Raw genomic sequence first — 24,142 nt, forward strand, 5'->3', positions numbered from 1 at the left:
ATTGTGCTATAGGTTTATAGGTATAGCGTTATTATTGATGTGAGCAGTCATGGAACAACAGGATTACTACGAACTTCTCGGCGTTGGCCGTCATGCCGATGAAAACGAAATCAAAAAGGCCTATCGCAAGTTGGCCATGAAATACCACCCTGATCGTAATTCCAATGACAAAGAGTCTGAAGAAAAATTCAAGGAAATTCAAAAAGCCTATGCTGTGCTATCCGATCCGCAAAAACGGGCTGCCTATGATCAGTTTGGACATGCCGGTGTTGACCCCTCGATGCGAGGCGGCTTTGGCGGTTTTGGCGGCTTTGGTGATGTGTTTGAAGATATTTTTGAAAACATTTTCTCGGGTGGGCGTGGGCAAGGGCGTCAATCACGCGGCCAGCGCGGTGCCGATCTGCAATATAATCTGCAGCTGACCCTTGAAGAAGCGGCGGCCGGTAAGCAGATTGAAATTACAGTGCCTCGTCATGCAGCCTGCGGAGCCTGTCATGGTTCAGGGGCAAAACCGGGGTCTAATCCCAAAAATTGCGAAACCTGCGGTGGTGTGGGACAGGTACGTATTCAACAGGGCTTCTTTTCCATTCAACAAACCTGCCCCGGCTGCCATGGTGAAGGCCGTGTAATCACGGATCCCTGCGTCAATTGCCATGGCCAGGGCCGTGTGCGGGAAAGTAAAAAACTTACCGTTAAAATCCCGGCGGGTGTCGACAATGGCGACCGAGTCCGTTTAAGCGGAGAAGGTGAAGCCGGTATCCATGGCGGCGGCTCTGGTGATTTGTATGTGCAAATCGGCGTCAAGGCGCATCCCATTTTCGAACGCAGCGACAGCGATCTGCATTGTGAAGTGCCGATAAGCTTTGTCACCGCGGCTTTGGGTGGCTCCATTGAAGTGCCTACCCTGGAAGGGCGCGTCACCCTTAAGATTCCCGCCGAGACCCAAACCGGCAAGGTGTTTCGTTTGAGGGGCAAGGGGATTAAATCGGTCAGAGGTCAGGGGGTCGGTGATTTGCTTTGCCGTGTGGTGGTGGAAACGCCTGTAAATTTATCCCGCGAACAGAAAGAATTATTAACCCAATTGCAGGAATCACTGGATAGCAGTAAAAAAACGCATTCGCCGCGATTGAGCTCCTGGTTCGATGGTGTAAAAAAATTCTTCGAAGACATGAAATTTTAACACGGGTGCGTTACAATCCGTTAATTTTGCCAGTGATGTCTGCTCTGGGCCCTTTCTCAGACCAAAAGGGTCCAGAGCCCAAAAGCCCTTAGTGATGAGTATCTCCATGTTAAATAAACCAGCAATTTTAGCGCTAGCCGATGGAACAGTATTCCGAGGGGTTTCCGTGGGTGCACACGGGGATTGCGTCGGTGAACTGGTGTTCAATACGTCCATGACGGGTTATCAGGAAATGTTAACGGACCCATCCTATGCCAGGCAGATTATCACCCTGACTACCGCGCATGTAGGAAATACCGGCTGTAACGATGAGGACATGGAATCTTCAAGAGTCTGGGCGGCGGGTCTGGTTATGCGGCATTGTTCGCTGATTTCCAGCAACTACCGTGCGTCACAATCCCTGCCGGAATGGCTTAAGAAGCAAGGCGTCGTGGCCATTGCCGGAATAGATACCCGCCAGTTAACCATCCGTTTACGGGAAAAAGGGGCTATTGGTGCCTGCATCAGCACGCGGGATGATGAGGAAGCGGCTGTCCGCAAGGCACAACAATTTAGCGGCTTGGACGGTCTTGATCTGGCCTGCGACGTATCACGCCAGACGATCGAACGCTGGCATGAGGGACGCGGCGAATGGGGACAAAAATCCAGGCCGTCGCATTTCCATGTTGTCGCTTATGATTTTGGCGTCAAATACAATATTTTGCGCATTCTCCATGACAAAGGTTGCCACATTACCCTCGTGCCGGCGACCACGTCGGCCAAAGACGCATTGGCTTTAAATCCTGACGGTATCTTTTTATCCAATGGCCCGGGTGATCCGTTTGCCTGTGATTATGCGATTGCCGCCACGCGCGAGTTTTTGGAAAGGGGCATACCCGTGTTTGGCATTTGCCTGGGCTTTCAAATCCTCGCTTTAGCTGCTGGCGCTAAAACCGTTAAAATGAAATTTGGTCATCATGGTGCCAACCATCCCGTGATTGAAACGCAACAGCCCCGCCGGGTATTCATTACCAGTCAGAACCATGGCTTCACTGTCGAAGAAACCAGTTTGCCGGATTGCCTGGACATCACGCACCGCTCACTCTTCGATAACAGTTTACAGGGCATCCGCCACAAGACCAAACCGGCGTTGGCTTTTCAGGGGCATCCCGAAGCAAGCCCCGGTCCGCATGAAATTGAAATCATTTTCGATGAATTTGTCAGTATGATGGGTTAAAATAATAAAACCACTTTAGGGAGAACAGGTAGTGAGTAATTTTCACGTTTTTACTTCGGAATCCGTTTCAGAAGGCCATCCGGATAAAATTGCTGATCAGATTTCTGATGCCATTTTAGATGCCATTTTAGCAAAAGATCCCAAAGCCCGTGTGGCTTGTGAAACCCTGGTCAAAACCGGGATGGTGTTAGTCGGCGGAGAAATTACCACAAACGCTTGGGTTGATGTCGATGAAATCACCCGCGGCGTCATCCGCGACATCGGTTACAACAGTTCCGAGATGGGGTTTGATTGGGCATCCTGTGCCGTGTTATGTGCTATCGGTAAGCAGTCTCCCGACATTGCCCAAGGGGTTGACAATAAAGAAACCAAAATCCTCGGTGCCGGGGATCAGGGTCTCATGTTCGGTTATGCCAGCCGGGAAACCGATGTCTTCATGCCGGCCCCGATTGCCTATTCTCATCGCCTGATGGCGAAGCAGGCTCAGCTGCGTAAAGAAGGGAAATTACCCTGGTTACGCCCGGACGCCAAATGCCAGCTCACCATGCGCTATGAACAGGGCAAACCCGTCGCGATTGATACCATCGTTTTTTCTACCCAGCATGCGCCTGATATCAGTCACAAGGATTTATGCGAGGCGGTGCGTGAAGAAATCATCAAGCCGGTTTTGCCAGCGGACTGGTTAAATGCCTCCACCCGCTATTTCATTAACCCCACCGGCCGTTTTGTTATCGGCGGACCGTTGGGCGATTGCGGTTTGACTGGCCGGAAAATTATTGTGGATACTTATGGTGGTATGGCTCGTCATGGCGGTGGGTGTTTCTCCGGTAAAGATCCGTCCAAAGTGGATCGTTCCGCCGCTTATGCTGCTCGCCACGTCGCTAAAAATTTGGTGGCTGCAGGCATTGCTGATAAATGCGAAATTCAGGTTTCTTATGCCATTGGTGTGGCAGAGCCCACGTCCATCAGCATTGACACCTACAATACCGGACGTTTATCGGATGACACCATCATTGATCTCATCAATACACACTTCGATTTGACGCCGCAGGGTATTATTGATCATCACGATCTGCTGCGTCCCATCTATCGACAAACAGCCGCGTATGGTCACTATGGCCGTAATGACCTTCCCTGGGAGCGTCTGGACAAAGTGGATGCCTTAAAAAGAGCACTATAATGAAGCAATGGCCTGTTGCATCGTGCAACAGGCGTTTAAATCCGGTTTAAAGTCGTGAGAAAGGATAATCACATGAAACACATCGATGCATTGAGCACCCCTCGTGTTGGGCAGGATTTTAAAGTAGCCGATCTGTCATTAGCTGCCTGGGGCCGCAAAGAAATAGCGATTGCTGAAACCGAAATGCCGGGCTTGATGGCCTTGCGTCAGGAATTTGGCAAAACCCAACCGTTGAAGGGCGCAAGAATTGCCGGCTGCCTGCACATGACCATTCAGACAGCCGTATTAATCGAAACCCTGATTGCTCTGGGTGCTGAAGTCCGATGGTCTTCCTGTAACATTTTTTCCACCCAGGATCAGGCCGCCGCGGCGATTGCGGCAAGCGGTGTCCCGGTTTTTGCCTGGAAAGGTGAAACGGAAGACGAGTATTGGTGGTGTGTGGAACAAACCATCCGCGGGCCTAATGGCTGGGAGCCCAACCTGTTACTGGATGACGGCGGCGATTTGACTCAGGTCATGCATGAAAAATACCCAGACCTGCTCAAGAACGTCAAGGGTGTTTCGGAGGAAACCACAACCGGTGTAGCCCGTTTGTATGAAATGGCTAAGCAGCATCAGCTCAAAATGCCGGCCATCAATGTCAATAATGCCGTGACCAAGTCGAAATTCGATAATTTATACGGTTGCCGGGAATCCCTGCTGGATGGATTAAAGCGAGCCACCGATGTCATGATTGCTGGCAAGGTAGCTATCGTGCTGGGTTATGGCGATGTGGGCAAAGGTTGTGCTCAAGCCCTGAGAGGCCAGGGAGCAACGGTCTATATCAGCGAAATTGATCCCATCTGCGCCTTGCAGGCGGCGATGGAAGGCTATCGGGTAGTGACTTTGGATGATGTTGCTCATGAGGTGGATATTGTCGTCAGCGCCACAGGCAATTACCACGTTGTGACACATGACCATCTTATCCGCATGCGTCATCAAGCCATTGTTTGTAACATCGGTCATTTTGATTCAGAAATAGATATCCAAAGCCTGCGCCAATACCGTTGGGAAAATATAAAACCCCAGGTCGATCATGTCATTTTCCCAGACGGCAAACGTCTGATTATTCTAGCCGAAGGCCGTTTGGTTAACTTGGGCTGTGCGACGGGGCATCCCAGTTTTGTGATGTCTACCTCTTTCACCAATCAGGTTTTAGCCCAAATCGAATTATTTCAGCACAGTAACCGCTACGACCACCAGGTGTATGTATTGCCCAAACAGCTGGATGAAAAAGTGGCCCGGCTACACTTAGACCGCATAGGCGCAAAATTAACCCAGTTGACCCCTGAACAGGCAGATTATATTGGGGTTGCTGTTGACGGGCCTTATAAACCGGATCATTACCGTTATTGATTCATTACTTTCCCCCTGTACAAAGGGGGATATCCCCTCCTGAGTGCAAGACTTGTAATCCGTAACCAATACTCTTGTTGTTAAAAAAAAACTCCTGCATACTGAACAACTTATTGACGCAAGGAGAGGGATAAATGCGGTATCAAACAGGATTTCTTGGATTCACCCTGCTGGCCCTGGCGCAAGGGGGCTATGCTTCAACTAAAGCCAATGACGTGCGGGTCATCGTCAAGTACAAACACCCCATGGCGTTGACCAGCCTGCAAAAGCAATTAACTCAGCAATTGCATGTTCCTATCCACACACTGACTCCCATGGCGAATGGTGCCCATGTGCTTTCCATTTCAGCCACAGAAATAAAACAGGCCTTTGGCAAAGGTGGCGACGCAACGGAATGGGTATTGGCGACATTACGTCACAATCCCGAGATCAAATACGCCGTCAAAGACCGTGTGGGCCATTTTAAGCCCATGAACCAGCCCAGGCGCAGTGACTACATGCCACTATCCCACGAACTGCAATGGGATGAGTTTTCAGCGCCGGCAGGCGTCATGCTGGAATCGGCCGCCGGCAAGCGAGACGGAGCCTGGGCTTATACAACAGGTGAGGCGTATTTCCCCGTGGTGGTTGCTGTGCTGGACACCGGGGTTGCCTTAAATCCCAGTCTGGTGGATAACCTCACGAAAGACGATGGCGGGGCAGTCTGGGGTTGGAATTTTGCTGGAAACAACCGCGATGTCCGGGATGAAACCCGTTCCTATCATGGGACGCATGTCGCCGGAACGATTGCCGGTTATGGCGATGTCATGAATGGCATAGGCGTTCACCTCAAAGTATTGCCAGTGAAAATACCGGATGCCAGCGGTATGTTTTATGAAAGTCAGGTGGTCAATGCCATATACTGGTCTGTCGGTGGTGATGTGCCGGGGGTGCCGCACAATCCTTACCCCGCTAAAGTATTGAATATGAGTTTTGGGGTGGATGAAGGTCCTGGTAAAGAGATTGATCATTGCGATGAAGCCTTGCAGGAAGCCTTGGCGTTCGCCCGCGAGCAGGGAGCCGTCGTTGCTGCAGCAGCCGGTAATGATAACCGCTGGGAACATTATAATGCCCCTGCTGTCTGTAATCACACCATGAAGGTTGCCTCCACCGGCCCTGAAGGTTTGCGTGCTTATTATTCCAATTACGGTCCTGGTATTACTTACGCGGCACCCGGTGGTGACGCGCGCTATGGCAAGACCGGCGCTATCCTGTCGACGGTTAATCCGGGGGGCGGCTATCAGGGGTCTGGATTCGACTTTTATCAGGGCACCAGCATGGCTTCTCCACATGCCGCAGGTATTGCCGCTCTGATTTATGCTGTAAAAAACAGCGATATCACGCCGGAACAGGTTGAGCAACTCCTCTTTACAACCACCCATGCATTTGGCGAGAGCCGAGATGCCAACAAGTCGTGTGTGGGTAAAAAGCCTTGTGGTCACGGTATCCTTGATGCCCATCAAGCCATCAAGGCGGCCCTGGCCGGGTATGATGTGGTCTTCTCAGCGCCTGCGCCACAGGATCTGGGATTAAGCGTCTGTGCCCAGGGGACCTTGACCCAACCAAAAACCGTAACCACGGCGACGGCCAATTGGCAACAGCTGGACGTCGGTTGCCTGGACGAAAGCGATTATCAATTGCCTAAAGTGGAGCAGAGGGGTGATCGGATTGTGGCAGTGTACGGCAAGGCCCGTTATCAATTGGATCAATCATCCTTCAGGCACTGCGACGTCATCGGTTTCGATGGTGTGGGTTGCTATTTCTAATATAACAGGAGCATCGTGCGTTTGTTCGTGACTTCGGCTTATTCATAATCAGTTGAAGGAGCAAGCGCTCGCTTTCTGCCATGCCCGCGCAAGGCGGGCATCCGTGAGTGGGCACTAAGCTTTATATTTTATCGTTTCAGCCTCTTTAACGATCGGTTGATGATGCACTTTTACTGTGTCTGCCATCTCCACCGGTTTACGCCGTGACAGCAGGCAGTAGGCAAAGGGTACGACATACAAGGAGAAGAAAGTACCCACGCTCATGCCGCCTAAAATGACAATACCCAATTGACGCCGGCTTTCAGCGCCGGCACCAAAAGCCAGGGCTAAAGGCAGGGCGCCGAGCAGCATGGCCATGGTGGTCATCAGGATAGGGCGTAAGCGGGCTTCAGCACCGGTTAATACCGCGGTCAATTTATCCTGACCTTGCTGAAGCCGTTGATTGGCAAATTCGGTGATCATAATGCCATGTTTGGTGATAAGGCCTATTAGGGTGACCATACCGATGTTGGTATAAATCGACAGGCTTTCACCGCAAAGGAAAAGGATCAGGGCGGCGCCTGCCAGCGAAAGGGGAACGCTTAGCAGGACGATTAGCGGATCAGTAAAACTCTCAAATTGCGCCGCCAATACCAGATAGATGAATAATAGTGCCAGTAAAAAAGCAGATAAGCTGCTTCCGGAAGATTCGAGGTAATCTTTAATCGCACCGGTAAAATGGTATTGGATATCGTCAGGCAAGTAATCGTGGAGCAGGTGCTCCACCCGTGATACGACTGTACTGATATGGGCATTGGGTGCAAGTTCAGCGGTAATGATTGCGGAACGTTGACGATTTAAATGCGGCAGGCTGTCAGGGCCAATGCTGTTATTGACTTCGACTAGGGTAGTCAGTGGAATCATGCGGCCATGGCCGCTTTGCACGTAGAGTTTATTTAAAATCGCAATGTCGCTGCGCTGAGCTTGTTGCAATTGCAGAATGACCTTATAAGCCTGACCGTCGTAATTAAAGTTAACCGGGTTGTTACCGCCGAGCATGGTTGAGAGTAATTCGGCAATATCAGCGAGGTTGACTTCCAAATCGGCTGCCAGCTGGCGATTAATGGTGATGTCCACCTGTTCACTGTCGAGCGCCAGATTATTTTTGACGTGGCGCAATAATGGATCTTTGGACAAGCGTTTGACCAGGCCTGTGCCAATTTCATTGAGACGTAAATAAGAGGTATTGCTGACTAAGGCCAGGCTGAACTGACTGTTACCGCCGCTGCGATGACCTAAGGGATTGGGGCTGACGGGAAAAACATTAATGCCGGGGATTTTCTGCATTTTGTCACTTAGATCCTGACTGATTTCTTTTTGCGAGCGTGAGCGTTTGTTCCACGGCGCTAATTTCAATAATGTAAAGGCCGCGGCAGGTTTGATGGAAACCATATAAGCCATTTTTTCTGGAATGGATTCATAAATGGCTTCCAGTTCACGCGTGTAGTAATCGGTATACGCTGTGCTGGAATTGGTTGGCGAACTGACTGGCCCAATTATATAAGCCTGATCTTCCACTGGCGCAATTTCCGCGCCAAGTTTCTGATAAGACAGCGTGCCTGCGCCTGCAAAAGCCAGTAATGACACAACCAGGATGATGGGTTTTTTCAGGGTATTTTGCAGGTTGCGCCGATAGGCATTGCCGAGGCGGGCAAATTGCCTGTCCAGCCAGTTTTGGTAGGGTGAATGACTTTTCTTCATCAGCCTTGAGCACATCATGGGGGAAAGGCTTAATGCGATAATGCCGGAATAAATAACTGTCAATGCCAGGGTAAAGCCGAATTGCAAAAATAATTTGCCGGTAAACCCGGACACAAAACCCATAGGGGCATAAACGGCGCTCAGGGTTAAGGTCATGGCGATGACGGCGAACATGATTTCATTACTGCCCTTAATGGTTGCCTGCATCGCCGAAAGTCCCGCCTCCATATGGCGGTGACAGTTTTCAAGAATGACAATGGCATCATCGACAACCAGGCCAATGGCCAGCACCATAGCCAGTAGAGTCAGCGAATTTAATTCAAATCCCAGCCAATACATGGGCCAGAAGGTGCAAATGAGGCAGATGGGAATTGTGATGATGGGAATGAGCGAGGCCCTTAAAGATCCTAAAAATAAAAACACAACAAAGCCGACAAAGAGGGCGGCTTCGATGAACGTTTTATAGACCTGGTGGATCGATTCCTTAATGAAATGGGTGGAATCAAAAACCACTTCGGCTTGAAATCCAACGGGTAAGGTAGGACGCAGGCGTTTAAGTTCCTGATTGACGGCTTTAGCGACCTCGACCGGGTTGGCTGTGGATTGAGCGAGAATGGCTAAACCCACGGCGGGTTTACCATTCACCCGCAAGAGGTTATCTTCATGTTCGCTGCCCACTTTAATGATAGCGACTTCACCCAGACGAATCAGTTGATTATTGCGTTTGGCAATCACCAATTCAGCAAAATGTTTGACGTTTTGAATGCGGGCGTGGGTGACGACAGTGTAATAACGGTTTTTACTTTTAATTTGCCCGCTGGGTACATCGATGTTCTGCTGCGTGAGTGTTCGTTTAATGTCGGCTACGGTAATGCCTCGGGCGGCCATCCTGACCGGATCCAGTGCGATTTTTACCGCATAGTCGCGTGCGCCATGATAAACCACCTCGCCGACTCCCTGAATTTCCTGCAATTGAGGTTTGATATTACGGGTGATGTAATCGGTTAATTCCAGTGCGTTTTTATTGGAGTCATGAAAGGCAATAACCACGACCGGATTAGCATCGTCATCATTTTTGCTGACAGTCGGTGCGTCACTGCCCAAGGGAAGACGCGGTTGAAGCGCCGACATTTTATTGCGAATTTCATTCACGGCTTCATTAATATCCACACCCAATTGAAATTCGACATTGATGCGGCTTTTACTGAGCAGGCTGGTTGAACGAATCAGATCGACCCCAGGCACACTGGTTAATAGGTTTTCAATGGGGATGGTAATTTCTTTTTCAATCAGATCCGGACTGGCCCCATCAAAAACGGTCATGATCGTGACCACGGGTTTATCAATGTTTGGCAAATGACGCACAGGCAATTGTTTAAAATGCAATAAACCGGTAATCACCAGCAGTAAGGTCAGGACGATAGTGAAGACTGGGCGCTTGATGCAGCGCTCAGGAAACGTCACGGTGCACCATGGGCAACAGCGACCACGCGACTTCCTTCTTTGAGCTTGTGTTGCCCGCGGATAATGACGACATCATCGGGGTTTAAGCCGCTGTTAATTTCAGTGAGTGCTTTATAGTGGGCGCCGGTTTGCACGCGAAGGGCCACGGCCCTGCCGTCACGCAGGACAAAAACGCGCTGGCCATTGATGGTAGGAATGAGACTTTCTTCCGGAACAAACAGGCGCTTTTTTTCTTTGCCCAACTGATGGCTGACCCGCACGAAAAGGCCGGCTGACAAGAGTTGCCTGTCGTTATCGATTAACGCCTCGACCGCAATCGTACGCGTTTCCTTATCGATGGACGGCGCAATGTAATTGACAACCCCTTTGAAGCTGTGTTTGGGGAAGGCTTCAGAAAAAACCCGCACTTGCTGGCCTAATTTTAAACGGGTTAAAAAGCGTTCAGGCAGGCTGTATTCAATGCGCAACTGGTGATTGGCAATGAGGCGGACTAAGGGTTGTCCAACATTCACATACTGACCGACACTGACTTTTCTGGACCCCAGGGTGCCAGAAAATGGGGCTTTCAGGCGCAGTTTTGCCAATTGCGCCTGTTTAACTTTGACGCGGTTTTGCTTATCTTTCAAATCAGCAAGCACCTGATCTTGAGCCTGCTCGGACGCCAGTCCGCGTTTGGCGAGTTCGGTGGTTCGTTTGTAATTGGTTTCGCTCAGTTCAAGATTAGCTTTCGCAGTCGCCAATTCACTCCTTAAGACAGTATCATCGAGCTGGATGAGCAGTGTGCCTTTTTTAACGTCGGTGCCCGGCTTAAAATGAATGGCGGTGATTTGCCCGGCCAATTCCGAACTGATGTCAATGTTGTCGACGCTGGCTAAGGAGCCTAAGGTTTCAAATTCCTCGGCAAATACCTTTTCTTTGACGCGCGAGACTTCCACGGTAATGGGTTTAGCCCGTGTGACGGAAGGCAGTTCGGCATCAACACGGTTAAAATAAAAATAGCAGGCACCTGCTATGGCCATGAAGCAGAACAGAAGAAGTGTGAAGCGAAATTTCATGCCAGGCACCGAGGATTAGATGGGGAAAAATTATAAAGCAATTTGCAGCATTATTCAAAATTGACGGCGGCACACGCGTGGTGTGCCAGAGGTGGGTCAATTCAATTCTGAGAACGGCTAGTTGCCCGTGGTGTCGTCCTCAGCAAGCCATTGGTTCAGTGTTTCAATTATTTTTCGTGCCTGCTCGTTGCTTGAAATATTGAATTTGGATTTCATCCAGTACTGGTTGTTACGCTTTTGGTAGCGGCGAATGGAATATTTAACCGGACCATAGGCCTTTTGGGTATTATCCCAATCCTGATAACGAAACAGGATGGTCGTCCAGGCTCCCTTGGAAAGAATTTCCTTGCCCAGCTCTTTCGTTGTTTCCATGCCGTCATCTGCAAAGGCAATGGTAATTTCATCAATACTTTCAGCCATTCATACTATCCCGATAAAATTTAATCGATGGATTGTAATTTGCCATCGACAAATGTCAAGGTAACGGGTGATTGATATTGACCGGGTTGATAAATCCATAGTTGCGGTTTCTGGGCTGTGGCTACCGGTTGATTGATGTAAGTGTTGTTCACCAGCGAGGGGTTGCCGCAGGAGCCATAGACCCTTCCAACGGGATCACCGACCTGGATGCTGGTCCCGCCGCAGATGGAAAAAGCATTGGTGTCGGAACCATTTAATTTGACGCTGTAGACTTTATTGTTGACGACATCGACCTGCAGTTGGGCGCCGCTGCTGGTTCCGACTGGTAATGACCAGACGCCATAAAAGGCCGTGCTGGAACCCTGATTGTTAAAAAACAATTGCTGAACCTGCACTTTCTGCATGATAGGGTTATTGGATTCCTGTTTGCTTAATGGTTCGCCGCAGGCTGCCCTGACCTGATCCTCGGTCATGCCGACATTAATGTAGCCGGCCTTTTGAGGGCAATAAAGGGATTGTGCAGCAAAACCTGTGCATGAGAGGAGCAGCAATCCAAGGGTCGTTAACACACGGTTCATGGCAGCCCTCAACGTCGTATTCTTTGCTTCAAGTATAGCTGCTCTCACTTAAAAAAGGAGGCTGCCTTTTCCTAAAGAATCGGTAAAGGCATGGATGCGCTGATAAACAGGGTAATGACTTTAATGATGATCATAATAATGATGGGTGAGAAATCAAAACCGGAAATATCAGGGATGATTTTACGTCCCAAAGCCAGTAACGGGTTAGTCATCACCGCCAGTACTTCCCCGGCCGGATGGTGCCATTGCGGGTTAACCCAACTCATAAGTGCCCGGATTAACACCATGAAGAATAGAAGATTAAGGGGCTGGACAATGAGGTCGGCGGCTGTAAAAAGAATCAGGTAAGGGAAGGGCATAATAGCGCCATAAACAATCAGGCCGATTAGAAAGAATTTAATCAATTCTACCACGATGACAAAGAGCAGGGTAATCCAGTCGTAGCGTTTGGGCGCTGGCTGATTTTTGTAGACTAAGCGCTCGACTGGGCCGATGACCGGGTTGAGCAAGCCGTTAATGCCCTGGCTTATGGGATGCAGGGCGCTGATGCGGAAATACCGTAAAAAAATACGAGCCCATAACAATAACAGGATTAACGAAAAAAACAGACTGACGAGGTAATACCCTACAGTTACAAGGCCTGTCATAAAATCTCCTCAAGGGATAGCGGTTAAGGCAAGGCTGATGGATCAGGCCATGCTTGAATGGTGTTAATTTTTTGGCTTTTTTGAGGCAGTGTCAATAGAACCCAGTTCGTTTGCGCGATTAAATGCTCCTTTCACGGCTGAATCAATCATTACCGCAAACCCTTGCGTTTGCAATACGCCAAGGGCTGCAGCCGTGGTGCCGGCAGGGGAGGTCACTTTTTCACGCAGGGCCCGGGCTGACAGGCCGCTTTCCTGAAGCAGGACCGCGGCGCCCCGAACGGTTTGAGAAACAAAATCAGTCGCCTGAGCCTCTTTAAGGCCGAGTTTTGTTGCTGCATCGACCAGGGCCTCAATCAATAAAAAAACATAGGCAGGGCCGCTGCCTGAGATGGCGGTAAATGCATTGAGGTCTGTTTCGTCAACCCAGGTATAAATCCCCGCACTTTGAAAAAGCGCTTCGACGCGTTGTTTTTGTGTGGCGGTTAAGGCTTGATTGGCTGCCAGCGGTGTGGCGCCAAGTCCAACGGCATGCGGTAGATTGGGCATGCAGCGGATAATGGCCTGCCCGGGTGTGCAAAATGACTGGATAAACGCAAGGCTTACGCCGGCCGCCACGGAAATGACCACCGCTTCTGGCGGAATAAAGGAGCCGATTTCACGGAGGACCTCAGCCATTTTGGCCGGCTTGACCGTCAGGAACAGAATATCGGTATGACGTCCGATCGCGGCCTTGTTGTCTGCATAGCATCGCAAAGAACCGAGCTGGCCGGTTTTAAGCGAGGGGGAAGCGGCACTTACCGTCAGGGTTTTATTTCTTTCAAAGCCCTGAATCAGGGCGCGTGCCATATTACCATAACCAATAAAAGTAATGTTCATTCATCATGTCCTGTTATGAGGGCGCTCGCCAAAGATAGCGCGGCCAATGCGGATAAAGGTACTGCCGGCACGGATGGCGGCCTGCAAATCATCGCTCATGCCCATCGATAAGGTATCCATCTGCAAGTGCAGGCGCTGATTGGTTTCCTTAAGCAAGGCGGTGAGTCGTTGCAGGCTGGCATACTGTGCTTCCTCATCCGCCAAGGGTTTGGGGATGGCCATAAAGCCACGCAGACATAAACCGGGCAAGGTGTTAATGCATTTAACCAACGCATCGATTTTCGCAGGATCAATGCCGGACTTGCTGGGTTCATTATCGAGATTAATCTGAATGCAGAGGTTAAGCGGCGGCTTATCGGCCGGGCGTGCCTGCGACAGAAGGCGGGCGATTTTTTCCCGATCAACGCTGTGAACCCAGTCAAAATGCCTGGCGATGCCCTCGGTTTTATTGCTTTGCAGTGGGCCGATAAAATGCCAGGTCAGCGGCAGGTGCCGCAGGAGCTTCATTTTTTCGAAAGCCTCCTGCCAATAATTTTCACCGATGTTAGACAGGCCGGCCGCAAAGGCTTCGCTTATCGCGCTGACAGGCTGACCTTTGCTCACGGCCATGATGCGAATGGTCTGCGGCTCACGCTGGCAGGCTTTGGCACTCTGGGAGACTTGTTGCTGAATAAGGTGTATGCGTTCGGCAATGGTCATGGTATTGTCGGCTGATTGCAAAAAGCTAACGATATCAAAGCCGCTTCATCCTCACAATCATTGCCCCACGGCAGTTAGTGAGCTACTCTATGAAATAGTGATAGTCAGCAACGTGATGACAGGGATTGGATATGGACATTGCCGAGTTGTTAGCTTTTTCAGTTAAAAATAATTCCTCGGATCTGCATTTATCGGCAGGGTTGCCCCCGATGATTCGTGTCGACGGCGATTTGCGGCGCATTAACGTGCCGGCTTTGGAGCACAAGGATGTCATTAAAATCATTTACGACATCATGAATGACAAACAACGCAAGGAATTTGAGGAGCATCTCGAAACCGACTTTTCATTTGAAATTCTCAACCTTGCGCGCTTCAGGGTCAACGCCTTTACCCAGTCACGGGGTGCCGGTGCGGTATTCCGAACCATTCCGTCCAAAATTTTAAGCATGGAGGATTTGGGGTTGCCGCCTATTTTTACCGAAATGGCCAGTTACCCCAAGGGGTTGGTGCTGGTTACAGGACCGACCGGATCGGGTAAAAGTACCACGCTTGCGGCAGTCATCGATTACATCAATTCCAACCGCTATGAGCATATTCTGACCGTCGAAGATCCCATCGAATTCGTCCACAACAGCAAGAAATGCTTAGTCAACCAGCGGGAAGTGCACCGTGATACGCACAGTTTCAATGCGGCCCTGCGTTCAGCCCTGCGTGAAGACCCCGACATTATTCTCGTAGGGGAGCTTCGGGATTTGGAAACCATTCGTCTCGCCATGACCGCGGCAGAAACCGGACACTTAGTTTTCGGCACGCTGCACACCAACTCGGCAACCAAAACCATTAACCGGATTATTGACGTGTTCCCTGGTGAAGAAAAGTCGATGATCCGCTCGATGTTATCTGAATCATTAATGGCTGTGGTAGCACAAAGTCTGTTAAAGAAAGTGGGCGGCGGGCGGGTGGCGGCGCTGGAAATCATGATTTGCAATTCAGCCATCCGAAACCTGATTCGTGAAGATAAAGTGGCACAGATGTATTCGTCCATTCAGACGGGGCAGGCCAAGGGCATGCAGACGCTTGATCAGCATTTGACCCAGCTTGTTCACGACAACCTCATTGCCAAACACACGGCACGGGATGTAGCGATTAATAAAACCCTGTTTTAGTTCGAACGCGTTGACCTGAGCACTGGATACCGCGGCCACGCCGCGGTAGGTAGGCTTTAGTGGGGGCACGCTCTCTGTGTACGGGTTACCCGGATAAGCCGCAGTAAGGTCTGTTTTATTGGGGCACGCCCCTCTGTGTACGGGCTACCGGCCGAGCCAGGTTCATTGCAAAGACCTAATCCCTACGTGCCGCGGCTTGTCCGCGGCATCCAGTTGGGGGCGTAGGCAATGACCTGAGCGCTGGATACCGCGGCCACGCCGCGGTAGGTAGGCTTATTGGGGGCACGCCCTCTGTGTACGGGTTACCCGGACAAGCCGCAGTAAGGTCGGTTTTTATTGGGCACGCCCCCCTGTGTACGGGCTACCGGCCGAGCCAGGTTCATTGCAAAGACTTAATCCTACGTGCCGCGGCATCCATGTCGATGCACTCGATGTTTAACCCTGAAGCCCTGCTTCCTTTTGCAACTGGATTAATTGGGCAATGCCGCCTTCAGCCAGAGCCAGCATGTCATTGAGCTGTTGTCGAGAGAAATTTTTATCCTCGGCTGTACCCTGTACTTCAATGAATTCTCCGGTTTCATTCATCACCACGTTCATGTCGGTTTCCGCCAGGACGTCTTCGGCGTAATCCAGATCAAGAACGGCCTGGCCGCGGTAGACGCCGACTGAGACGGCGGCTATATACTGGAAGGCAGGCATTTTGCGCAGCTTTTCACGGGTGACCATCCAGTGGACCGCATCTTTCATGGCCACGCAGGCGCCTGTAATCGCTGCTGTACGCGTACCACCGTCTGCCTGAATCACATCGCAGTCAATGGTGAGGGTATTTTCGCCCAGTACTTTTAAATCCATGCAGGCTCTTAATGAGCGGCCAATCAATCGTTGGATTTCCAGGGTGCGTCCGCCCTGCCGACCTTTACTCGCTTCGCGCTCGGTACGGCTGTGGGTGGCACGGGGGAGCATGCCGTATTCCGCGGTAATCCAGCCTTGATTTTTACCCTTGAGGAAACGAGGCACGCCTTCGACCACTGATGCGGTGCACAGTACGCGGGTCTGGCCAAATTCCACCAGCACGGAGCCTTCGGCATGTTGGGTGTATTGGCGGGTAATTTTGATGGGGCGTAACTGATTGACTTCGCGATTACTTGGGCGCATGGGTTCATCCTCGCTAAAAATGCACAAGTATACCCTTTTCCAGGCAATCATGCACCTGGGCTTGCATTTGTACAAATTTCGTTTATAGTCGCCCCACCTTAGTCAATCCAGGTTTTCTATGACTCAAAGCATGACTGCCTTTGCTCGAGCCCAGGCTCAGGTTGAGGCGACCACCCTGTGTTGGGAAATTCGTTCCGTGAATCATCGCTACCAGGACATTTCTTTCAGGCTGCCTGAGATTTTTCGCTTTCTGGAAAATGACTTGCGCCATGTGCTTCGTGAGCAGTGCAGCCGTGGTAAATTTGAATGCCAGTTAAAGCTGACTGATAATGCCGGCCAGGCACAATCCATCGCCATCAACCATTCTTTGCTGGATTCCCTGCTCGAAACGGGCGATAAGCTGGCCGCTGAGAAACATCTGGCCAATGATTTAACCCTGTCAGCCCTGCTGAGTTGGCCGGGTATTGTGCAGGTTGCTCAACCCGACGCTGAAAATCTGGCCAGTCAGGTCAAAGACTTATTTGCGCAGACGGTCAAGGCATTGATCACGGCGCGAATGGCCGAAGGGGAGGCTTTAGAGCATTACCTGCAGTTGCGGCTTAAAAAAATGCACGACGAAGTGGATAAAGCCAGAATGGCTGTCAGCGTGTCCATGGATGATACCCGCGATAAATTATCAACCCGCTTGCATGCCTTGCAACTTGATATTGACCAGACCCGTGTTGAGCAGGAAATCGCCCTTATGCTCACCCGTATGGATGTCAGTGAAGAACTTGATCGTTTAACCACGCATCTGCTGGAAGTTGCGCGCGTATTGAGTAATACTGAAGCATCAGGTCGACGGCTTGATTTTTTGATGCAGGAATTAAATCGCGAAGCCAATACGCTGGGCTCAAAATCAGACTCCATTGAACTGACACAGTGCGCGATAGAAATGAAAGTATTGATTGAACAAATGCGAGAGCAAATTCAAAACATAGAGTAGATAAAATGGCTAATTTATTGCTGGGAAATATTTTCATCGTAGCAGCGCCTTCAGGTGGCGGCAAAACCAGTCTGGTTAAACACCTGACTGGCACACTGGATGACATTGAGGTATCCATCTCTCATACGACGCGTGCCAAACGTCCCGGCGAAAAAGAGGGAGCGGATTATTTCTTTGTGGATGAAAAACGTTTCCTCGAGATGGTTAATGACAACGATTTTGTTGAGCATGCCCAAGTCTTCAACCATTATTACGGGACCTCCGTGGCGCAGATCAATGCCCGTCTCAGTGCCGGCATCGATGTGGTTCTCGATATCGACTGGCAGGGGGCGCAGCAAATCCGCCGCATTTTCCCCCAGGCCATCAGCATTTTCGTGGTTCCGCCATCGCTTGACGTGTTAAAACAGCGTTTGCAGGAGAGGAAACAGGATAAAGAGGACGTTATCGCTGATCGAATGCATAGGGCCCAGGATGAATTAAGCCATTTTTCAGAATTTGACTACCTGATTGTCAATGATGACTTCGAACAGGCGGCGTCGGATCTCACGGCCATTGTCAAAGCCAATCGCCTGACCTTGCAGCGTCAATCGGCCAAAGTAGGAAAATTACTTTCTTTCCTGCTCTCATAGCAGTAAAATAGAATGTTTTAGCTAAAAAGTAGGCAAAACCGGGTATAAAAAGGTTTGCCGTTTCAATTCTGGAGGGTAGTTTGTATGGCACGTGTAACGGTAGAAGATTGTTTAGAACACGTAGCAAATCGTTTTGAATTAGTCATGGTGGCTACAAAACGTGCACGCCAAATCGCAGTCCGCGGCGAGCAACCAATGGTGGATTGGGAAAATGACAAACCCACAGTGGTTGCTTTAAGAGAAATCGCAGCCGGATTAGTCACGCCTGAAATTCTGGAGAAGGATTAACATCCGGTAGATCTCCTCTGTATCAGGTTTCGTGGCCTTCACGAAACCTTGGGACGTGCTTAATTATCCCAAAATCAGGAATTATCATCCGGATAGTCTATTTGTCTTGATGATTCATGCATTGATGGCGATACTTAAATAATAGAGTACATTTTTTAATAAGAATTGGTTTAAGGCTTTCGATGTTTTGGCAATATCGCTTGAATTATAACCAGGGAGCTGCGGCTCGCCTAATAATAGCCGTCATCAAAGCGAGGGGAGTAAGGCGTGAGCTACTTTAAGGAGCTGGATGAAGAGCTTAAATGCTATCTAGAGCAACCCTACATTGAAAAATGCTATCAGGCCTACCTGGTCGCTGAAAAAGCACATCAGGGGCAAATGCGCCGTTCCGGCGAGCCTTATATCACCCATCCGGTTGCCGCTGCCCTTATTCTTGCCCGCATGCGTCTTGATTATCAGACAATCATGGCGACGCTCCTGCATGACGTGGTCGAAGACACGTCCATCAGCAAAGATGATTTAACCCAGCAATTCGGCGAAGACGTCACTGCGCTGGTGGATGGCGTGACCAAATTAACCAAAATCAAATTTGAATCGCGGGCAGAAGCCCAGGCGGAAAACTTTCGTAAGATGGTGCTTGCCATGGTGAAGGATATCCGCGTCATTATTGTTAAACTGGCTGATCGCTTCCATAACATGCATACTCTTGGCGCCATGCCGCGTTTAAAACGCCGCCGTATTGCCATTGAAACCCTGGAAATCTATGCCCCGATTGCCAACCGTCTGGGGATGCACGCGCTTTACACTGGCCTTGAGGATTTGGGTTTTCAGGCTTTATACCCCATGCGCTACCGTGCCATTAAATCGGCGGTGGAGAAATCACGGGGTAACCGCCGGGAGCTGACTCAACGCATTGAACATGATTTGCAAAAAGCCCTGCACGATTTGAATATTCCTTATGAGCATGTGTTTGGCCGTCAGAAGCATCTTTACAGCATTTACCGTAAAATGAAGCAAAAAAAAGCATCTTTTACGGAGATTACCGATGTGTTCGCTTTTCGGGTGATAACCGAAGACATCGATTCCTGTTATCGGGTACTGGGTGCGTTACATCGCACGTATAAACCCGTCCCCCAACGGTTTAAAGATTACATCGGCATTCCCAAGGCTAACGGTTATCAATCCCTGCACACGACCCTGTTTGGTCCTTATGGCGTACCGCTGGAAGTGCAGATCCGTACCCGCGATATGGACAAGGTTGCTGAAAACGGGGTTGCCGCGCACTGGATTTACAAATCCTCAGGCCTTGAAATTAATGAAGCCCAGTTACGGGCCAGGGAATGGGTGCAGCGTTTGCTGGAAATGCAGCGCAGCACCGGTAATTCACTGGAATTTATCGAAAACGTTAAAATCGACCTGTTTCCTGATGAAATTTACGTGTTTACGCCCAAAGGGCATATCATGGAATTGCCAAAAGGGGCCACCCCGGTTGATTTTGCTTACACGGTTCACTCCGGCGTAGGCAACAGCTGCGTGGCGGCCAAGGTGAACCGCCGGCTGGTGCCTTTAAGCATCCCCTTGTCCAATGGGCAAACCGTGGAAATCATTACCGCGCCGGGCGCTCATCCGAATCCTGCCTGGTTAAATTTTGTCGTAACTGGCAAGGCGCGCAGCAATATCCGTCATTTTTTGAAAAGTCAGCAACATGCAGAATCCATTGTCCTTGGCAAACGATTGCTGGATCAGGCACTGAACGAACTGGGCAGTGAGTTATCCAAGGTACCGCCTGAATCCATTCAGGCCCTCCTGCAGGATCTCAGCTATAAATCTGCCGATGAATTATATTACGCTGTGGGTATCGGTAATCAAATGCCCATGGTCATTGCCAAACGCTTAGTCATTACCCAGGAAAGCCCGGAACTTGAAAAAACCGCCCAAGGGGGACCTTTAGCCATTAAAGGCACCGAGGGCATGGTGATTCATTTTGCCGATTGCTGCCAGCCCATACCCGGCGACAGCATTGTTGGACGTTTCCAGCAGGGTCGAGGTATTATTGTTCATGCCAGTGACTGCCCGCAGGTCAATCATGTCCGAAGCCATCCTGAGCAGTTTATTTCCCTGCGCTGGGATGAGCAGGTGCAGGGAGAATACTGGGTGGATATCACTGTGGACGTGGCCAACCAGCGTGGTGTGCTTGCTGCTTTAGCCACAGCCATTGCGGAGGCGGAATCCAATATTGGCAATATCAATGTCGACCCACGCGACGGGCGGCATAACGCGGTTACGTTTTCAATCAGTGTGCGTGACCGTACCCATTTAGCCAGAGTCATGCGGCGCTTGCGGGCCAATAAAGTGGTCATGCGCCTTTACCGTAAGAAACAGGGGGATTAATTCATGCAAGCCATTCACAGCGAAGTCGCTCCAGCAGCGATTGGGACTTACAGCCAGGCCGTCCGTTGCGGCGATACCGTGTATTTATCCGGGCAAATTCCACTGGATCCTAAAACCATGCAGCTTTGCAGTGACGAAATCAGGTTGCAGATTAATCAGGTTCTGGAGAATTTAACTGCCGTGTGCGAAGCAGCCGGGGGCACCTTGGCCAATATTGTCAAATTAAATGTGTATTTGACCGATTTGAACCATTTTCCTTTGGTTAACGAAGCCATGACCCGCTATTTCGCTGAACCATTCCCAGCCAGAGCGGCCATTGGGGTGGCAGCACTGCCGCGCGGTGCCCAGGTTGAAATGGACGGCATTTTGGTTTTACCTCGACAATAAGTGAGTCACTGGCGTGGAAAACGATTCATACGCCCGTACCGGGCGTAAGATGTTTATTATTGCCTGGTTGATTTTATTCGGCCTGCTGTTTACTTTTTTTTATATTCATGAGCAGCATGACCCCGCACGCTACGACATAGACCAGGGCACGTTAACCATTAAAAGCGACAGGCAGGGCCATTACCGCGTCAAGGGGTTCATCAATGACAAGGCGGTTGAGTTTATGGTGGATACGGGTGCAAGTCTGGTTGCTATTCCCAAAACCGTTGCTGATGCGCTTCACCTGGAAGGTCGTTACCCCATTACCCTCAATACCGCCAGCGGCGAGGTCACCGGCTTATTAACGCGGCTTGAGCGATTATCCTTTGGTCCTTTTGAGTTAAAAAATATTAAAGCGGTCATTTTACCGGATGAACAGGACGAGATGGTGCTGTTGGGAATGAATGTGTTGTCGCTTTTTAATATATCGCAGAAAGACAGGCAATTGATCATTGAAAAATAGGTTTTACACAATTAGGTCAACAGGTTTTTTATGAGTATACTCTCGCTTCACGGTGTCAGCTTGAAAATTGCTGGCAATCAATTGCTTAACGATGTGGATTGGCAGATTCAAGCCCAGGATCGTATTGCGCTGGTAGGGCGCAATGGTGCCGGCAAGTCCACTCTGCTGCGGCTGTTGCAAGGCCAATTGCAACCGGACAAAGGCCAGATTAACCGCTTGGGCGGCCTGCGTGTGGCAGGACTAACGCAGGACGTGCCTGTTCATGAGAATGAATCGGTTTATCATTTCCTGGTCAAAAGTCTTGGCGAAGTGGGTGAGGTGCTTGATGAGTTTCATCGCTTGTCTCAGGGCAACGATATGAATCGCCTCGCCCAATGCCAGGTTCGGATGGACAATCTCCACGCCTGGGATATTTTGCCACGGGTTGAAATGATGGCTACCCGCATCGGCATCGATGCCAATGCACGCATGGATAAACTCTCAGGCGGGATGAAACGCCGTGCCCTGTTGGCCGCAGCCTTGATTGCCGCACCGGATTTGCTCCTGCTGGATGAGCCGACCAACCATCTGGACGTGAATGCTATTGATTGGTTGGAATCTTATCTCAAAACGTACCAGGGCAGTTTGCTGGTTGTAACCCACGATCGGGAATTTTTAAGCCAGGTGGCCAGCCGCATTGTCGAAGTCGACCGGGGCAACCTGTATACGCATGATTGCGATTATGAAACCTACCTCGATCGCCGTGAAGCGATGCGATTGACGGAAGAGAAGCACAATGAATTGTTCGATAAACGCCTGAGTGAGGAAGAAGCCTGGATTCGCACCGGCATTAAAGCCAGACGAACCCGCAACGAAGGGCGGGTGAGGGCGTTAAAAGCCATGCGTGAAGAACACAGGGCACGTCGAGCGCAATTGGGCAAGGTGCAGTCGGTGACGCTGGATGTGAGTCGCTCCGGTTTTTTGGTGATTGAGGCGGATAAGGTCAATTTAACATTAGGCAATAAAACACTGCTTAAGAATTTTTCCTTGCTGCTGACTCGCGGTGACAAAGTGGGTATCATTGGCCCTAATGGCTGCGGTAAAACCACGCTGATCCGTACCTTGCTAGGTGAGTTGCAGCCTGACAGTGGCACGGTGCGTCAGGGGACCTCCCTTGAGGTCGCCTATTTTGATCAACTACGCCGCCAACTCAATGAAAATGAAACGGTCATGGCCAATGTCGGCGATGGGGCGGATTACGTCACCATCAATGGCAAACAAAAGCATGTGGCCACTTATCTGCGTGAATTCTTATTTCCTCCGGAGCGATTCAATCAGCTGGTTTCCACCTTATCCGGCGGTGAACGTAACCGCCTGCTGCTGGCCAAATTATTCGCCAAACCGGTAAATCTTCTGGTCATGGACGAACCGACCAATGATTTGGACATCGAAACGCTTGAACTCATCGAAACCATGCTGGTTGATTACCCGGGCACGTTGTTATTGATTAGCCATGATCGTGCTTTCATTAATCAGGTTGTCACCAGTGTGCTGGTTTATGAAGGCGAAGGAGTATTTAATGAATACGTGGGAGGCTATGAGGATTATCGCCGGCAGAAAAAGCAGCAGCGCGACACCAATGCACCGGTTAAGACTATCAAACGCAATGCTAGTTCGGTTAAACTGAGTTTTAATGAGCAAAGGGAGTTAGCGCAATTGCCTCAAAAAATTGAACAATTGGAAGAAAAAATAAGCGAATTGCAGTTGGTGATGTCCAATCCCGATTTTTATCAACGCGATGCGCAAACTATCACTCAATTCACGCAACAACTGGCAAAAGACGAGGCGGAATTGGCAACACTTTATGCGCGTTGGGAAGCACTGGAAGAAAAAGGGTAGCGGCATGTTATTAACCATTGCATTGGTTGTACTGTGTTCGGCCATAGTCGTCTTTTTTTCCCAGGAATTCGGCGAGGCCATTAAAAAATTCTTCAAAATCCCCGGTATGAAACTCATCCTCCCGACGGCTCTGGCTTCCTTTTTACTGGCCTATTATGAACCCTGGGTTTTATGGGTGCTGCTGAAATTAAAGGCCATCCTCTACGTGTTGGCAGAGGGTATTAGGGACATCCTGCCTTTTGAAACCGGCGATTGGTTGGTCGCACAGATTCTTTTACTTGCGGCCCTGACAGTAGTCCCGGTGCTATTGATTGATTTATGGTCTGTTAAAAAAACCTATGAGCGCTTTAAACACCCCTATTTATTAAGTACCCTCATCTGGATAATCACCGCCTTTGCACTGGTGATGCAACTGCCGGCGGTTTGATCCCCCCTGTGTGACCGGCACATAGGTAACAAAGATGCCTGGTCACATCGGTAACACTACTTTATCATAATTTATTAAC

Annotated in this window: 22 protein-coding genes; 14 read left to right on the forward strand and 8 right to left on the reverse strand. The window is 50.0% G+C overall.

What is annotated here, in order from left to right:
- Positions 1 to 49 precede the first annotated feature (49 nt).
- From dnaJ to Lery_RS03485, 5 genes are all read left to right on the forward strand, one after another.
- On the forward strand, positions 50 to 1,180 hold the full coding sequence (dnaJ, locus tag Lery_RS03465; protein WP_058525870.1) for a molecular chaperone DnaJ: 1,131 nt from the start codon (positions 50 to 52) through the stop codon (positions 1,178 to 1,180).
- Between the two features lie 106 nt (positions 1,181 to 1,286).
- Positions 1,287 to 2,396, forward strand: a complete 1,110-nt coding sequence (gene carA / locus Lery_RS03470; protein ID WP_058525871.1) for a glutamine-hydrolyzing carbamoyl-phosphate synthase small subunit — start codon at positions 1,287 to 1,289, stop codon at positions 2,394 to 2,396.
- Between the two features lie 31 nt (positions 2,397 to 2,427).
- Entirely contained in the window at positions 2,428 to 3,576 is a 1,149-nt protein-coding gene (gene metK, locus Lery_RS03475; RefSeq protein WP_058525872.1) for a methionine adenosyltransferase, read from the forward strand.
- A 72-nt stretch (positions 3,577 to 3,648) separates the two neighbouring features.
- Positions 3,649 to 4,971, forward strand: a complete 1,323-nt coding sequence (gene ahcY, locus Lery_RS03480; RefSeq protein WP_058525873.1) for an adenosylhomocysteinase — start codon at positions 3,649 to 3,651, stop codon at positions 4,969 to 4,971.
- 134 nt (positions 4,972 to 5,105) lie between these two features.
- Positions 5,106 to 6,776: a S8 family serine peptidase gene (locus tag Lery_RS03485; protein WP_058525874.1), complete on the forward strand. Its 1,671-nt coding sequence runs from the start codon at positions 5,106 to 5,108 to the stop codon at positions 6,774 to 6,776.
- Between the two features lie 114 nt (positions 6,777 to 6,890).
- On the opposite strand, the gene Lery_RS03490 is transcribed toward Lery_RS03485, so the two are convergent.
- From Lery_RS03490 to Lery_RS03520, 7 genes are all read right to left on the reverse strand, one after another.
- The gene (locus Lery_RS03490; RefSeq protein WP_058525875.1) at positions 6,891 to 9,980 is read right to left on the reverse strand and encodes an efflux RND transporter permease subunit; all 3,090 of its coding nucleotides are present in this window, start codon (positions 9,978 to 9,980) and stop codon (positions 6,891 to 6,893) included.
- Positions 9,977 to 11,035, reverse strand: a complete 1,059-nt coding sequence (locus tag Lery_RS03495) for an efflux RND transporter periplasmic adaptor subunit (RefSeq protein ID WP_082657112.1) — start codon at positions 11,033 to 11,035, stop codon at positions 9,977 to 9,979. Before Lery_RS03495 ends, Lery_RS03490 begins: the two co-directional genes overlap by 4 nt.
- A gap of 117 nt (positions 11,036 to 11,152) precedes the next feature.
- Entirely contained in the window at positions 11,153 to 11,455 is a 303-nt protein-coding gene (locus tag Lery_RS03500; protein ID WP_058525877.1) for a hypothetical protein, read from the reverse strand.
- 20 nt (positions 11,456 to 11,475) lie between these two features.
- Entirely contained in the window at positions 11,476 to 12,033 is a 558-nt protein-coding gene (locus Lery_RS03505; protein WP_058525878.1) for a DUF2845 domain-containing protein, read from the reverse strand.
- Positions 12,034 to 12,104: 71 nt separating this feature from the next.
- Positions 12,105 to 12,680, reverse strand: a complete 576-nt coding sequence (locus Lery_RS03510) for a YggT family protein (protein WP_058525879.1) — start codon at positions 12,678 to 12,680, stop codon at positions 12,105 to 12,107.
- Between the two features lie 63 nt (positions 12,681 to 12,743).
- Positions 12,744 to 13,556 carry a pyrroline-5-carboxylate reductase gene (gene proC / locus Lery_RS03515; protein ID WP_058525880.1) on the reverse strand — a complete coding sequence of 271 codons (813 nt, stop codon included), beginning with the start codon at positions 13,554 to 13,556 and terminating at the stop codon, positions 12,744 to 12,746.
- A gap of 3 nt (positions 13,557 to 13,559) precedes the next feature.
- Positions 13,560 to 14,255, reverse strand: a complete 696-nt coding sequence (locus Lery_RS03520) for a YggS family pyridoxal phosphate-dependent enzyme (protein WP_058525890.1) — start codon at positions 14,253 to 14,255, stop codon at positions 13,560 to 13,562.
- 131 nt (positions 14,256 to 14,386) lie between these two features.
- Between Lery_RS03520 and Lery_RS03525 the strand changes: the two genes are divergently transcribed.
- Positions 14,387 to 15,421, forward strand: coding sequence for a type IV pilus twitching motility protein PilT (locus Lery_RS03525; protein WP_058525881.1), 1,035 nt, complete (start codon positions 14,387 to 14,389; stop codon positions 15,419 to 15,421).
- Positions 15,422 to 15,856: 435 nt separating this feature from the next.
- On the opposite strand, the gene rph is transcribed toward Lery_RS03525, so the two are convergent.
- Positions 15,857 to 16,576, reverse strand: a complete 720-nt coding sequence (gene rph, locus Lery_RS03530) for a ribonuclease PH (protein ID WP_058525891.1) — start codon at positions 16,574 to 16,576, stop codon at positions 15,857 to 15,859.
- Positions 16,577 to 16,694: 118 nt separating this feature from the next.
- Here rph and Lery_RS03535 point away from each other — a divergent pair, with 118 nt between their 5' ends.
- From Lery_RS03535 to Lery_RS03570, 8 genes are all read left to right on the forward strand, one after another.
- Entirely contained in the window at positions 16,695 to 17,561 is an 867-nt protein-coding gene (locus Lery_RS03535) for a YicC/YloC family endoribonuclease (RefSeq protein ID WP_058525882.1), read from the forward strand.
- A 5-nt stretch (positions 17,562 to 17,566) separates the two neighbouring features.
- Positions 17,567 to 18,190, forward strand: coding sequence for a guanylate kinase (gene gmk / locus Lery_RS03540; protein WP_058525883.1), 624 nt, complete (start codon positions 17,567 to 17,569; stop codon positions 18,188 to 18,190).
- A gap of 84 nt (positions 18,191 to 18,274) precedes the next feature.
- Positions 18,275 to 18,478, forward strand: coding sequence for a DNA-directed RNA polymerase subunit omega (gene rpoZ, locus Lery_RS03545; protein ID WP_058525884.1), 204 nt, complete (start codon positions 18,275 to 18,277; stop codon positions 18,476 to 18,478).
- A 267-nt stretch (positions 18,479 to 18,745) separates the two neighbouring features.
- On the forward strand, positions 18,746 to 20,869 hold the full coding sequence (spoT, locus tag Lery_RS03550; protein WP_058525885.1) for a bifunctional GTP diphosphokinase/guanosine-3',5'-bis pyrophosphate 3'-pyrophosphohydrolase: 2,124 nt from the start codon (positions 18,746 to 18,748) through the stop codon (positions 20,867 to 20,869).
- Positions 20,870 to 20,872: 3 nt separating this feature from the next.
- The gene (locus Lery_RS03555; protein ID WP_058525886.1) at positions 20,873 to 21,256 is read left to right on the forward strand and encodes a RidA family protein; all 384 of its coding nucleotides are present in this window, start codon (positions 20,873 to 20,875) and stop codon (positions 21,254 to 21,256) included.
- A gap of 13 nt (positions 21,257 to 21,269) precedes the next feature.
- Positions 21,270 to 21,758, forward strand: a complete 489-nt coding sequence (locus Lery_RS03560) for a retropepsin-like aspartic protease family protein (protein WP_058525887.1) — start codon at positions 21,270 to 21,272, stop codon at positions 21,756 to 21,758.
- A 30-nt stretch (positions 21,759 to 21,788) separates the two neighbouring features.
- Entirely contained in the window at positions 21,789 to 23,636 is a 1,848-nt protein-coding gene (locus Lery_RS03565) for an ATP-binding cassette domain-containing protein (protein ID WP_058525888.1), read from the forward strand.
- Positions 23,637 to 23,640: 4 nt separating this feature from the next.
- Positions 23,641 to 24,063 (forward strand): hypothetical protein, encoded by a 423-nt coding sequence (locus Lery_RS03570; protein WP_058525889.1) that lies wholly within the window; start codon positions 23,641 to 23,643, stop codon positions 24,061 to 24,063.
- Positions 24,064 to 24,142 lie beyond the last annotated feature (79 nt).

The sequence above is a fragment of the Legionella erythra genome, assembly GCF_001467615.1.
GTDB lineage: Bacteria > Pseudomonadota > Gammaproteobacteria > Legionellales > Legionellaceae > Legionella_C > Legionella_C erythra.